The sequence below is a fragment of the Hoeflea marina genome, from assembly GCF_003182275.1.
GTDB classification, from domain to species: domain Bacteria; phylum Pseudomonadota; class Alphaproteobacteria; order Rhizobiales; family Rhizobiaceae; genus Hoeflea; species Hoeflea marina.
The window spans coordinates 231,843-243,575 of record NZ_QGTR01000002.1 but is presented as its reverse complement, the minus strand read 5'-3'; the positions used below and the strand labels follow the sequence as shown (position 1 = coordinate 243,575).

The window sequence follows — 11,733 nt, the reverse complement described above, 5'->3', positions numbered from 1 at the left end:
CGACGGCCTGCATCATTCGTCGTCGCCATGGTCCTCTTCCACCGGCTCGCCGCCCTCACCCGGGGCGGCGATGCGGCGACCCTTGAAGCCCTTGGCGAGCACGAACATCTCCACCGATTCCATCCGGGATGACGGCGGCTTGACGTGGACGACGGAGCGGAAATTGCGCTTGAGCAGGTTGAGCAGGTCGGACTCGGTGCCGCCCTGGAAGGTCTTGGCCAGGAAATGGCCGCCGGGCGCCAGCACGTCGATGGCGAAGTGGGCCGCCACCTCGCACAGATACATGGTGCGCAGGTGGTCGGTGCGGGCGTGCCCGGTGGTGGGCGCGGCCATGTCGGAGAGCACCACGTCGGGCGCGCCGCCAAGCGCGTCCATCAGCTTGCGGGGAGCGGCGTCATCGAGAAAATCCATCTGCAGGAAGGTCACGCCGGGAATGGCATCCATTTCGAGGAAATCGATGGCCGAGACCTTGGGATAATCCTCGGTCGAACCGGTGACGATGGCGGCGATCTGCGACCAGCCGCCCGGCGCCGCGCCCAGGTCGATGATGCGGCGGGCGTTCTTGAGGATGGCATGCTTGTCGTCGATCTCGAGCAGCTTGTAGACGGCGCGCGAGCGATAGCCCTCCTGGCGCGCCTTCTGCACGTAGGGATCGTTGAGATGGCGCTCGATCCAGCGGCGCGAGGACGCCTTGAGCTTGCCCTTCTTGACCTTCTGGCCGAGCTTGCGACCGGTGGGCGCGGATGACGGTCTGACGGGTGGCTTGGTCATGATCGACCCTCTCCGGCGTTGCCGCCGCCGGACAGGGGGGCGGCAGGGCCGCTCCCCTGGAGCCGCGCGCGGTGCCTGCGGCCGCTGCGGCGCCAGGCACCGTCCGCGGCCATCATTTCATTGAGCAGCCCCTCGCGCAGGCCGCGGTCTGCGACGCGCATGCGCTCCGACGGCCAGCGCTTGCGGATCGACTGCAGGATGGCGCATCCGGCCAGAACCAGGTCTGCGCGGTCGGCGCCGATGCAGGGATTGGCCGCGCGCGCCTCGAAGTCCCACGACAGGAGCAGATCGAGCATGCGGTCGACCTCGGCGTTTTCCAGCCACAGCCCGTCGACCTTGCGGCGGTCGTAGCGCGGCAGCTCGAGATGCAGGCCGGCCAGCGTGGTGACCGTTCCGGAGGTTCCGAGCAGATGCACGCGATGGCGGCCCTCGGGATTCTCGAAGGCCGGCAGCGGCGGCGGCAGGAAGGCGTCGAGCATGCCGTCGACTTCGGCCACCATGGCGGCGAAAACCTCGGGCGTCACCAGGCTGCCGCCGTGGCGTTCGGACAGGGTGACCACGCCGACCGGCAGCGAGGTCCAGGCCTTGATGTGGTTGGCGAGCCGGTTGGAGCGGTCATGGGTCAGGTCGATCATGGCGATCTCCGAGGAGCCTCCGCCGATGTCGAAGAGCACCAGGCCGTCGGTCTCGCGGCCGACCAGCGAGGAGCAGCCGGCGACCGCCAGCCGCGCCTCGGTCTGGCGGTCGACGATCTCGAGGTCGAGGCCGGTCTCGCTGAGCACGCGGGCCAGGAACTCGGCGCCGTTGGCCGCCGAGCGGCAGGCCTCGGTGGCGATCAGCCGCTCCAGCCGCAGGGTGCGGTTGCCGAGCTTGGCGGCGCAGACGCGCAGCGCCTCCACCGCGCGGTCCATCGCCTCCTCGGACAGGCGCCCGGTGGCGGCCAGGCCCTCGCCAAGGCGGACGATGCGGGAGAAGGCGTCGACGACGCGGAACTGGCCCGGCCGCGTTGGCTGGGCGATCAGCAGCCGGCAGTTGTTGGTGCCGAGATCGAGGGCGGCATAGAGGTCATCGAGCGGCGGGCGCGGTTGCGGCCGGGGACCGGTCGCCGGTTGCTCGAGACGCGGCGACGGGGATTGCGGGCCCGACGAAGGGCCGGCGGCGCTGGCGGCGGGATGGCCCTGCGGCGGCCTGCCGGAGGGCGCCACGAGCGGGCGGCCCTGCAGCGCGCGGGCCGGCTTGCGGCGGCGCTTGCGGCCCTTCTTGCCCTTGGCTTGGGAGTCCGCGGCGCGGCCGGTCTCGCCAGACGGCACGGCGTCCGCCGACCCGCGGTCGGGCCGCGCGGACTGCGACCGCGCGTCGGCCGTCTGGCCGGACGCGCCGTCGGGCGCCGGTGGTCTTGCAGATGCCTGGGGCGACTTGCGGCGCCGACGCCTGCGGCGCCCGCGCGGCTCCGCCTGGGTCTTGACGTCCGGGGATGCACTGGCGGCGGTTCCATCAGACGGAGTCCCGCCTGTCGTTGAACCGGAGGACGCAGCATGGCCGCGTCCTGTCTCCGTGCCGCCTGAAGCTGCCTCTCGGGCGCCTGCCGACGGCCTTTCACCTGCCAGTGTCTCCCCCTTGTCCGGCCTTTCGCCGTCCGGGGAGTTGGTCACGGTCTGTCCTGTGGCACGCTCGCAGGACCGAACCCGCCGCGCCTCTCGATTTCTGTTGGGCCGACACTAGCAAATGGCGACGGGTTCGCAAAATCCTTTTTGTGAAGCCGGCATGACGGCCGGCGCGCGCCTGGCGCACGGGCCGCATCGGGGATGCGGCGACACGCGGGCAATGTTCGCGGACGCGGTGGCGTACGCATCAGGCTCGGGATGGGAATCCTCAAGACCTAAGCGGACGGCGGGCGTGATGCGAGCGGCGGAAACCTGGCCAGAAGGGGGACGCACGCCGGATGTGGTCGGCCAGCGGTGCGCCCTCCGCGGCCGCGCCGCGGGGCCCGCGCGGCCGGCGGCTGGCCGCCCATCCCGGGCGCTGAAAAAAAGTGCCGCCAGGCATTTGCATCGGCGCGGGGAATTGGCTATAAGCCGCCCGCGCACCGCATTTGCCGGGGCGCATATTGGGGAATAGGTTAACGGTAGACCCACGGACTCTGACTCCGTTAGTCCTGGTTCGAATCCAGGTTCCCCAGCCAAACCTTTTCAAGCCTTAAAAATCAACAGGTTAACTGGCACTCAATCGTCGGCTGCGCGGTGAACCAAGGACTGTTGCAGGAACGGGCCGCGGGCGCCCGACCGAGAACGTTCGGTTCCTCCCGGGAGTGCGGCTCGCAGGCCTGGATTCGGATTGCGCCTGCCTCTCCGACCGCAGATGCGACCGATAGCGAGGACGCGAGGCAGGCGGAGTGTCCCCGCACCCTCGTTCCCTGGCTTCCATATGTGGCATCCCGCGACAAAGATGAGCGTGTGATGCCATGAGCCCTGCGCGGCAGCGGGGCATGCGTCCCCCCGTGAAGCATGATGCAGTTGCGCCGGCTATCCAAGCTGTCGGTCTATCCGCTTGCACCTCTTACTTATCAGGGGTCGGAGTTTGTCGGCCATCTCCACGCTTGCGCCCTGCCCGCCAAAAAGCATGTCAGGTCTGTCATCCAGCTGGCTCACGACCTGGTCCGCCATTTCACGCACACGCCTGATCACCGAGACTGGGCTCAAGGCCACGGCTTCGGCAAATCGCCGCCAATCATCGCCTTGAAGCTCATCGGCATTTCGCTTTGTCCCGATTTTCTGGGGAAGCGATTGATCCACCTGTTTGTAAGCCGCAGCGCACATCAAGTCATAAAGCGGTGCAAGTCTGGCCGTGCCGGCCGCCCCAATCAGGACGGAGTAGTTCTTGGCATGGGAGTCGGAGTTGCAGATCAGGATGTTGAAGATGACCGCGTCGAGCAGCCTCAGCCGTTCGGCGGGCGAAGCATAGCGAGCCAACGCCTCAAACATCTGTACGAGTGACGCGCCACCGCGCTGGTCAAGTCCTGCGCGCTCGTATTTTTCGGACGGGAACAGGCCAAGCAGCTGGCAGAAATCCTCCTGGTGGATGCGACGGATCGTGCCTTGGCTGTCGGCGATGCGGTCATACCGCGTGACCAGCAGATAGTCCCGCTTGCCTGCCCTGCCGGTCGTCACCTCGGCCGTCTCCAGGCCGCAGAGCTTGGCGAGTGTCATGCAGAAGAATTCATTCTGAACGCTGCCGGCCAGGCGTCTGATGTCGGGTTTCAGAATATGCGTGGAAGGCGTGCCATCGACGGGAATGGCGATCCTGCCGTCTTCGCCGATGTAGACGGGCAGCTTGTCCTGAACGCCCGCCAGCGACATCGACACGCCCTGCTCTCCTATAAGGAAGGGTCGCTCGGGCAGTTCTTTCAGGATGCGCTCAAGCGCTGCCTCATCGGGGACGACGCGGAAATTGTTTCCGTCTCTCCGCGGCTCGCCGATCGAGAAGGCTCCCGCTGTATCGCGGCCGAGCTTCATGAGAAGGCCGACGATATCCTGAGGCGAAATCTTCAGCTGCTGGCCGATCTCGGAGAGATGCGTTTCCGGCAGAAGATTGGCAAGCCAGGGCATGATCTGCTCAGCCCCGTAGGGGCCTGCCCTCAGAGGCATGGCCAGGGAGATAGGGAAGGCCGAGGCGCGGCTTTCCCAGCTCGGATCGTACGTGAGAGAAATCCCGTCGCGGTCGATGAGGCGGGCGACGGGCCAGGTCTCGTAGTAGATCGTGGTCACACGGGCACCTGATCAGGAGAAACGGGGCAGGAAGCCGAGATCGTCATCGGCTTCAGGGGCAACGGGTGGGCTGGCGGATTTCAGGTCGCCGAGATCAATGCCGACGGTGCGCGCCGCGATGAGCGATTTTTCGAGATGACAGCCGGGCTTGCCGTTCTCCAGATCGACGATGAAGCGTTCACCGGTCCCGCAGCGTTCGGCGAGCTGGGTCTGTGTCCATCCCAGCTTTTTCCTGTGCTCACGGACAAGTGCGCCGAATTCTGCGGCTGAACGGATCATGTGGCTGTCTCCATCATTAAACTTACCGTACAGGAAGACTGAACAACAGTCCATAAAAACTTACCGATCAGGAAGCCCACACAAAAATTGGAGATTTCTTCCCGATCGGCAAGAAAAATGTATCCCTGTTGATCTCAAGCAATCCCTTGCCAAGCTTCAACCGGCGAGAAGTTGCACCGGGCTGACGCTTGCAGCCCGTTGCGCATCGTTCTGCGCAGGCTCCCAGAGTTCCACAGTCCCGTTGCGACGAACCTTGCGCCGATGGCCACCTGGCAGCAGAACCACGAGCTGGGGCGCGATCATGTCCTTCATGCAAGCCAACCTGTCCTCACCCCAAACACCGAATCCCCCGACAATCGTTTGCGCTCCGGAGCGCTATCAGGTACCGGGTGGAGGGACCACCGGACAGTTTCGGGGATCGCGCCTGCGCGACCTGCCCGCCCGGCCCGGGACAGCGCCAATCTGCCTTTGGCAGGCCATATTCAGGTGAGAACAATCCACTCGATGACCTTCGAAGATTTTGAAACCGTCGCCCTCGAACGACGCCGGCTGATGGCGCTTGATGCGGAGCTGGAAGGCACCTCGAGGGCGTGGCTGAACACCTCCTTCAAGCACCGATACGGCTACAATTTCCACTGGCTCGGCCGGCCGGTGCTGAAGTATCCGCAGGACCTGGTGATGATGCAGATGATCATCCACAGCGTCCGCCCGACCATCATCGTCGAAACCGGGGTGGCCTTCGGCGGCAGCCTGCTGTTCCTCGCATCGGTGCTGAATTTCGTCTCCCCCGAGGGTCGGGTGATCGGCGTGGAGAAGGGGCTGCTCGATTCCACCCGGGAGGCGGTCGAGACCGGACCGCTGAGCCACATGATTTCGCTTCTGGAGGGCGATTCCGTCTCGCCCGACACGATCGCGACGATCAGGTCGCAGATCCGGCAGGATGACACGGTCATGGTCGTGCTTGATTCCGACCACTCGAAAGCCCACGTGCTCGACGAGCTGGAGAGCTATGCTCCCCTGGTGAGCCCGGGATCCTTCATCATCGTCTTCGACACCTTCATCGAGAACCTGGACGGCCCGATCGAGGACCGTGAATTCGGCCCCGGCAACTCGCCGCTGCTGGCGGTCGAGGAGTTTCTGGCCGGCAACCCCGACTTCGGCAGCGACCTTTCGGTGGACGAGCGGCTGCTGATATCGGAAGCTCCGCTCGGCTATCTGAAGTGCCTGCGATGATTTCCCAGGCGGGTATCGAACAGGTTCTGGCGACATTCTCACCGCATCTGCACCTGGTGGACGTGCAGGGCTGGCTCACGCCGGTGCAGCAGCAGGCCCTGCACGCCCTGGCGGCCCTGACCCGGGGTCCTGTTCTGGAAATAGGCCCCTGGATCGGCCGCTCCACCTGCTGCCTGGCGCGCGGCCTGCTGCTGCGGTCCGAGCGGATGCCGGGCGACAGGGTCGTGTCGATCGAACTCAACCCCGACGACAGCTATTTCCGGCGCAACGCAGACGGCGATGTCGAATTCTGGTGTCCCGGGGACACCGAGATGCGCGGCATCGCCAAAGCGGACCTGTTCGACACCCACGCGGCTCCCGTCATCTCGTCCCCCGGCGGCATCGTCGCCCGGTTGAAGGAGACGCTGGCGCGACACCACCTGCAGCACCTGGTCGAGATCATCGTCGGCGACTTCAAGGATGTGCTGCCCGTCGCCCGCTACGGCCTGATCTTTTCGGACGTCTGCCACACACCCTATGAAATCGAGAGGATGGTCGCCGGGCTGCGGCCGGTGCTCACGCCGGGCACGCTGCTTTGCTGCCACGACACGACGCCGGAAAACCGCGATGCGCTGGAACAGGCGATCGCCTATGACTGGACGACAATGAGCGGAAGCTTGCACATCGGAATGATCGGAGAGGCCTGACAGATGCCCGAAAGAGACGGACTGCTTTTCAAACGCGACTTCAATCCCGACGAGCGGATCGGCCGCGAGAAGATGATCGAGCTGATGGCGTCGTCGCCGATTCCGGCCGACGAGAGGCCGGAGAACGCGGCGCTGTACACGGACCACATGCAGATCGGCAAGATCCTGTTTCTCGATCTCCTCTACCGGCAGATCGTCACGGTCCCCGGCGTGATCATGGAATTCGGATGCCGCTGGGGACAGAATCTGGCGACATTCGCCAACCTTCGCGCGCTCTACGAGCCGACCAACGGACTGCGCAAGATCTACGGCTTCGACACCTTCTCGGGCTTCGTCGACTCGGCGCCGGAGGACCTGAACACCGGCTATGACCTGCCGGGCGCGGTGGCGACGACGCCGGGCTACGAGAGCCATCTGGCAGAGGTGATGCGCGCCAATGAGCTGACCAAGCCGCTCAGTCACAAGGTGAAGTTCGACATCATCAAGGGCGATGCCCGCCAGACCGTCCCGGCCTTCCTCAAGCAGAGACCGCAGACGATCATCTCGCTCGCCTATCTCGACATGGATCTCTACAGCCCGACCAGGGTGGTGCTCGAGGAGATCGCGCCGTTTCTGACCAGGGGAAGCATCGTGGTGCTCGACGAGCTCAACGACGAAGCCTTTCCGGGCGAGACGCTCGCCGTGCGCGACACTCTCGGTCTCGGCAACATCGCCCTGCGGCGGGTGCCGTACCTGACGCATCCCAGCTATTTTGTCGTGGAGTAGGTCCGATCCGCGTTCACCTGGCGATCTTCGACCCGAATCCGGGGATGAGCGTCCTCAAGGAGGAGATCTATATCAGCCTGGCCTACTGGCTGCGGCGCATCGGCCACGATGTCAGCATGGACCGGGGCAGGCTGGATCCGTCCTGCCTGAACGTGTTGATCGGCTTTCCCTATGTCGATGACGCCGTCATCGACCGCCTGATCGGCGCCGGTCCGGGATATGTCATCTTCGATGCGGAACTCATCGATGCGGGGATGATCAATTTCAAGCCGGAGACGGCGTTCTGGTTCAGCGAGCCGAGGAACCGGCTGTTTCGGCATGCGGCAGCCTTCCTGACCTATTTCGAGCAGTCGGCACGGTTCCTGCAGCGGACGTTCGGCCTGCCGGTGTTCAAGCTGGCGCCGTCGCACTGCCCGGTGCTGGCGACACACCGGCCGATGGGCGAGAAGGACTGCGACATCGATGTGCTGTTCTTCGGCAGGATCTATGACAGCCGCGCCGGGCTGCTCGACGCACTGGCGGGAACCTGCCGTTTGCGCTGCCTCGACGTCGGCGACCTCACCACCTTCCACATGCGAAACGAGCTGGCCGCGCGAGCGAAGATCGTGCTGCATCTCGGCCACCGCCCGCCCTTTGCGCATATCGGCCTGATGCGGCTGATGTCGATGGCCCATATCGGTGTGTTTTCGCTTTCCGAGGACCGGACCGAGATCGAGCCGGAACTGCGGCCGCTGTCCGGATGGTGGAACAGCGACGCCATGGCCCTCTCGGACTGCGTCACCGGCTGGCTCGCCCGCCCGGACGACCGCCGCGGCATCGCCCGGGGAGCTCTTGACCGGATCGAGGCATCCACCGACCTTTCGGAGCTCAAGACCTTCTGGGATGTCCATGTCGCGGTTTGAAGCGGTCATGGCCTTCGCGGTGCAGGACGAGGAAGACATTCTCGACCAGAAACTGCGGCATCACCTTGCGTGCGGGTTCACGCATTTTCACATCATCGATCATGGCTCGCTCGACGGCAGCCTCGACATTCTCGCCGATTATGCGCGTCAGGGGGTGGTCTCTTTGATCCGCAAGCAGCGCACCGAGCCTGCCAGCGACGCCTGGATCGACATCCTGCTCGACGCGGCCCGGGCCAGGAACGCCAGCGCCTATTTCTGCCTGTGCGACGCCGACGAGTTCGTCTTTCCGCACCGCAGTCTGGCGTCGTTGATGGATGGCGCCACCATCCACCGTCTCGGTCGCACCAACTGCTTTCCGGACACGGACAGCAATCTCTGGCCGGGCAGCGATGTGGTAGCGCGATTTCGCAACAGCATCGAAAAGGGCTTCGACACCCGATCCATCCGGCAGAAGATCGAGTCCGGCGCCCCCTGGGGCGACGTTGTCGACGGGCTCGAACACCCGCTGTTCTTCTGCGACATCTCCGCCAACCCGAAGCTGTTCTTCCCGCTCGGCCGCGTCAGGAAGCTGTCGGCCGGCGCGCACCATGTCACGGACTATTCCGATGATGCGGCTCAGCGGCAGGTCTCGGATGACGCCATGCACATCAGGCACTATCCAATGCGCGGCATCGATGGCCTCAAGAGGCGAGCGGACAAATACCGGCGGCTGTTCGACGAGTCCCCCGATCTGCCGAGGACGTGGGGATGGCAGAACAGGTTTCTCGTCGAGGTCGCCGCTCGGGACGGACTTGCCCGGTTCTGGGACCGCCACATCCTGCCGGCCAGGCTGGCGCCCATGGATGGCGCGGAGATCCGGGTCAAGCGCCTCCCGGAACGCTGAAGCCCGCGGTACGCGGCACGCGGGCATGCCCCGGGGCCGCATCCGGACAGGGGCGGCGCTACGCGTGACCTATTGCACGCCGCGTGAATCCAGGTTCACGCGGCGTGCTTTAGCTCCTGCAATTGTGCATGTCGTGATCCCGAAACCGACGCACACTGTCGGGCGACATGCATGAGGGTCTCCCTGTCCTGGGTCCCCGGCGGCATCAACGGGAAACAGCAGACCCGGCGTCTCCTCCAATGCTGCTGCCGCTTCCGGCCGGCCGGATCCTTGCGACATATGGGGCGCCACGGAACCGAAAACGCTCCAGACCTCCGAAGAAAGGTGACCTGCCCCCTAAGCCCGATGGAATGACCATAAGCGGACATTGCCGGTTTCGAGTGCATTGAGATTCGGGGGCAGGTCAGCAGTTCTCAGCGTGTGGCGGCGCAGCAGGACAGATGTCGATCCTGGTCCACCGCCGCAAGCGAGAGCAAGCGTCAGAGTCGGATCATGCCCGCGTCCACGTTGACGCACTGACCGGTCATCCAGCCGGCGCCGTCGGAGACGAGGAAGGTCACGACCTTGGCGATGTCCTCGGGCTGGCCCTTTCCGGGCATCGCCTGAAGCATCTCGACGAAGCCGAAGCTCTCGGCATGGGGTGTGCCCTTCACGCCGTCGGACTCGATGAGGCCGGGAGTGACCGCATTGACGCGGATCCCGTATTTGCCCACTTCGGTGGCCAGCGAGCGGGTGAAGCCGACAACGCCGCCCTTGGCCGCCACGTAAGCGGACATGTTGGGCGTGCCGGCATAAAAGGCGTTGGAGGCAATGTTCAGCACCGTGCCCTTGCGACCGGCGGCGCGCATCATGTCGGTCGCCTTGCGGCTGGCGATGAAGACGCTGGTCAGGTTGGTGTCGATGATCTTCTGCCAATGCGCCAGATCCACATCGTCCCAGGCGATATAGGGAACGATCGAGGCGTTGTTGACGAGGATGTCGATGGCGCCGTTCTCGGCGGCATCTTCCAGCATTTTGTCAACCTGGTCGACCCTGGTGGAATCGCAGGTCACGCCCACGGCACCATGGCCGATGTCGGCGGCGGCGGCCTTGGCCCCCTCGCCGTTGATGTCGGAGATCACGACCTTTGCGCCTGCTTCGGCAAGCGCCTTGGCGATCGCCTTGCCGATGCCCTGTGCCGCACCCGTAACGACCGCCTTGCGGCCTTCAAGACTTGTACTCATTGCTGTTTCCTTTGTGTTGACCGTTGCCGGTTATGCGTCGATATCTCTGTCCCAGCTGGCTTGCGCGGCAGCGAGTCCCGCAACCACATCCACCTTGGCGCCGAGTGCCTTCAGAGCCCCGCCCATGGCGGCGACGGCGAGCAGGGCGTAACCCGGCTGCGCGGTCGGGCCCATGTGGCCGATGCGGATCAGCTTGCCGAGGGTTTCAGCACGGCCGGAGGACATGGAGACGCCGTAGCGGGCCCGTGCTTCCTTGAGAACGAGCCCGGCGTCGATGCCCGCAGGCATCTTGACCGCCGTGGCGGTCGGCGAGGCAATGTCCTCGCTGGCCGGCCACAGCTCCACACCCATGCCCTTGATCCCTTCACGGCAGATCCGGGCCGTCAGCGCGTGACGTGCCCAGACCTGTTCCGGCCCTTCATCGAGGTAGCGATCCAGGGCGACGCTCAAGCCGTTGAGTTCGGCCACCGAAGGGGTGAAAGGGAACGGCTCCGTCTTCTTCCAGGCATTCTTCCAGTCGGTGAAGCTCAGCATGGAAGCGAAGGGAGCGTCGGGATTGGCCTCGATCTTCGCCCAGGCGGCTTCCGAAACCGCGACCAGCGAAAGCGCCGGCGGGCAGCCCAGACACTTGTTCGGGCCGGTGACGTAGATCCCCGCCTGGCTCGAACCGGGGCTTGTCTCCATGCCGCCCCAGGAGGAGACCGCATCGACGATGAGAATCGCACCGGCTTCCGCCACAACGGCGCCGATCGCGTCGATATCGTTGAGCGTCCCCGACGGGGTATCGTGGTGGCACACGCAGACGATCTTCACTTCCGGGTGGGCCTTGAGAAAGTCGCGCACTCGGTCGGGATCGATCGCGGTGTCGTATGCCACCTCGATCTCCTCGACCTTCCTGGCATAGCGCGCGGCCCAATAGCCGAAGCCCTTGCCGTAAACGCCGGAGGCGAGGTTGAGCACCACATCGTCCCTGGCGATCAGCGAGGCCGCCGCCCCCTCGAGCGCAAGAACCGGCTCCCCCTGGAGAATGAGCGGCGGCAGATCGCAGCCCATCGCTTCCTGGGCCTTGAGGGTAAGATCCTCGAAGAAGGCCTGGAAGGCGGGATCGTAGTCGTAGAGCACCGTCGTCCCGAGCGCGCGGAGCACTTCCGGATAGGCGTCCACGGGACCGGCGGTCAAGGTAAAGACCGGGGGCTTGGTTTCAGGATATCTCATCGGTTCCTCCCC

At 65.1% G+C, this 11,733-nt stretch carries 12 protein-coding genes and 1 tRNA gene; 6 read left to right on the top strand and 7 right to left on the bottom strand.

The genetic code is table 11. The features are described 5' to 3' along the window. Nucleotides 1-12: 12 nt before the first annotated feature. Nucleotides 13-771, bottom strand: coding sequence for an RlmE family RNA methyltransferase (locus DFR52_RS07575; RefSeq protein WP_110031353.1), 759 nt, complete (start codon nucleotides 769-771; stop codon nucleotides 13-15). Further along, nucleotides 768-2,423: a Ppx/GppA phosphatase family protein gene (locus DFR52_RS07570; RefSeq protein ID WP_110031352.1), complete on the bottom strand. Its 1,656-nt coding sequence runs from the start codon at nucleotides 2,421-2,423 to the stop codon at nucleotides 768-770. Before DFR52_RS07570 ends, DFR52_RS07575 begins: the two co-directional genes overlap by 4 nt. Before the next feature lie 456 nt (nucleotides 2,424-2,879). On the opposite strand from DFR52_RS07570, the gene DFR52_RS07565 reads away from it, so the two are divergent. Further along, nucleotides 2,880-2,953, top strand: a tRNA-Gln gene (locus DFR52_RS07565). A 340-nt stretch (nucleotides 2,954-3,293) separates the two neighbouring features. On the opposite strand, the gene DFR52_RS07560 is transcribed toward DFR52_RS07565, so the two are convergent. The 3 genes from DFR52_RS07560 to DFR52_RS24450 form a co-directional block, all read right to left on the bottom strand. After that, a complete protein-coding gene (locus DFR52_RS07560) occupies nucleotides 3,294-4,535 on the bottom strand; it encodes a type II toxin-antitoxin system HipA family toxin (RefSeq protein ID WP_110031351.1) in 1,242 nt (413 codons plus the stop codon). Between the two features lie 12 nt (nucleotides 4,536-4,547). After that, nucleotides 4,548-4,814, bottom strand: coding sequence for a helix-turn-helix domain-containing protein (locus DFR52_RS07555; RefSeq protein WP_110031350.1), 267 nt, complete (start codon nucleotides 4,812-4,814; stop codon nucleotides 4,548-4,550). A gap of 156 nt (nucleotides 4,815-4,970) precedes the next feature. Beyond that, nucleotides 4,971-5,126 (bottom strand): hypothetical protein, encoded by a 156-nt coding sequence (locus tag DFR52_RS24450; RefSeq protein WP_158284894.1) that lies wholly within the window; start codon nucleotides 5,124-5,126, stop codon nucleotides 4,971-4,973. Between the two features lie 192 nt (nucleotides 5,127-5,318). Here DFR52_RS24450 and DFR52_RS07550 point away from each other — a divergent pair, with 192 nt between their 5' ends. The 5 genes from DFR52_RS07550 to DFR52_RS07530 are packed head-to-tail and all read left to right on the top strand — an operon-like array spanning nucleotide 5,319 to nucleotide 9,283. Further along, entirely contained in the window at nucleotides 5,319-6,047 is a 729-nt protein-coding gene (locus DFR52_RS07550) for a cephalosporin hydroxylase family protein (RefSeq protein WP_158284893.1), read from the top strand. Beyond that, entirely contained in the window at nucleotides 6,044-6,733 is a 690-nt protein-coding gene (locus tag DFR52_RS07545) for a class I SAM-dependent methyltransferase (RefSeq protein WP_110031348.1), read from the top strand. Before DFR52_RS07550 ends, DFR52_RS07545 begins: the two co-directional genes overlap by 4 nt. A 3-nt stretch (nucleotides 6,734-6,736) precedes the next feature. Continuing rightward, entirely contained in the window at nucleotides 6,737-7,498 is a 762-nt protein-coding gene (locus DFR52_RS07540; RefSeq protein WP_210205798.1) for a class I SAM-dependent methyltransferase, read from the top strand. Between the two features lie 44 nt (nucleotides 7,499-7,542). After that, nucleotides 7,543-8,400: a CgeB family protein gene (locus tag DFR52_RS07535; RefSeq protein WP_110031347.1), complete on the top strand. Its 858-nt coding sequence runs from the start codon at nucleotides 7,543-7,545 to the stop codon at nucleotides 8,398-8,400. Continuing rightward, nucleotides 8,387-9,283, top strand: a complete 897-nt coding sequence (locus tag DFR52_RS07530; RefSeq protein ID WP_158284892.1) for a glycosyltransferase family 2 protein — start codon at nucleotides 8,387-8,389, stop codon at nucleotides 9,281-9,283. Before DFR52_RS07535 ends, DFR52_RS07530 begins: the two co-directional genes overlap by 14 nt. Before the next feature lie 479 nt (nucleotides 9,284-9,762). On the opposite strand, the gene pldH is transcribed toward DFR52_RS07530, so the two are convergent. After that, nucleotides 9,763-10,506: a pyridoxal 4-dehydrogenase, SDR-type gene (gene pldH, locus DFR52_RS07525; protein WP_110031345.1), complete on the bottom strand. Its 744-nt coding sequence runs from the start codon at nucleotides 10,504-10,506 to the stop codon at nucleotides 9,763-9,765. A 30-nt stretch (nucleotides 10,507-10,536) separates the two neighbouring features. Next, complete coding sequence (ppaT, locus tag DFR52_RS07520) at nucleotides 10,537-11,721, bottom strand: pyridoxamine--pyruvate transaminase (RefSeq protein WP_110031344.1); 1,185 nt, start codon at nucleotides 11,719-11,721, stop codon at nucleotides 10,537-10,539. Between the last annotated feature and the right edge of the window lie 12 nt (nucleotides 11,722-11,733).

Excerpts from the sequence above, each read along its gene's own strand:
- DFR52_RS07575 (WP_110031353.1), bottom strand. The coding sequence starts at position 771 with ATGACCAAGCCACCCGTCAGACCGTCATCCGCGCCCACCGGTCGCAAG.
- DFR52_RS07555 (WP_110031350.1), bottom strand. The coding sequence starts at position 4,814 with ATGATCCGTTCAGCCGCAGAATTCGGCGCACTTGTCCGTGAGCACAGG.
- DFR52_RS24450 (WP_158284894.1), bottom strand. The coding sequence starts at position 5,126 with ATGAAGGACATGATCGCGCCCCAGCTCGTGGTTCTGCTGCCAGGTGGC.
- DFR52_RS07550 (WP_158284893.1), top strand. The coding sequence starts at position 5,319 with ATGACCTTCGAAGATTTTGAAACCGTCGCCCTCGAACGACGCCGGCTG.
- DFR52_RS07545 (WP_110031348.1), top strand. The coding sequence starts at position 6,044 with ATGATTTCCCAGGCGGGTATCGAACAGGTTCTGGCGACATTCTCACCG.
- DFR52_RS07540 (WP_210205798.1), top strand. The coding sequence starts at position 6,737 with ATGCCCGAAAGAGACGGACTGCTTTTCAAACGCGACTTCAATCCCGAC.
- DFR52_RS07535 (WP_110031347.1), top strand. The coding sequence starts at position 7,543 with ATGAGCGTCCTCAAGGAGGAGATCTATATCAGCCTGGCCTACTGGCTG.
- DFR52_RS07530 (WP_158284892.1), top strand. The coding sequence starts at position 8,387 with ATGTCGCGGTTTGAAGCGGTCATGGCCTTCGCGGTGCAGGACGAGGAA.
- pldH (WP_110031345.1), bottom strand. The coding sequence starts at position 10,506 with ATGAGTACAAGTCTTGAAGGCCGCAAGGCGGTCGTTACGGGTGCGGCA.
- ppaT (WP_110031344.1), bottom strand. The coding sequence starts at position 11,721 with ATGAGATATCCTGAAACCAAGCCCCCGGTCTTTACCTTGACCGCCGGT.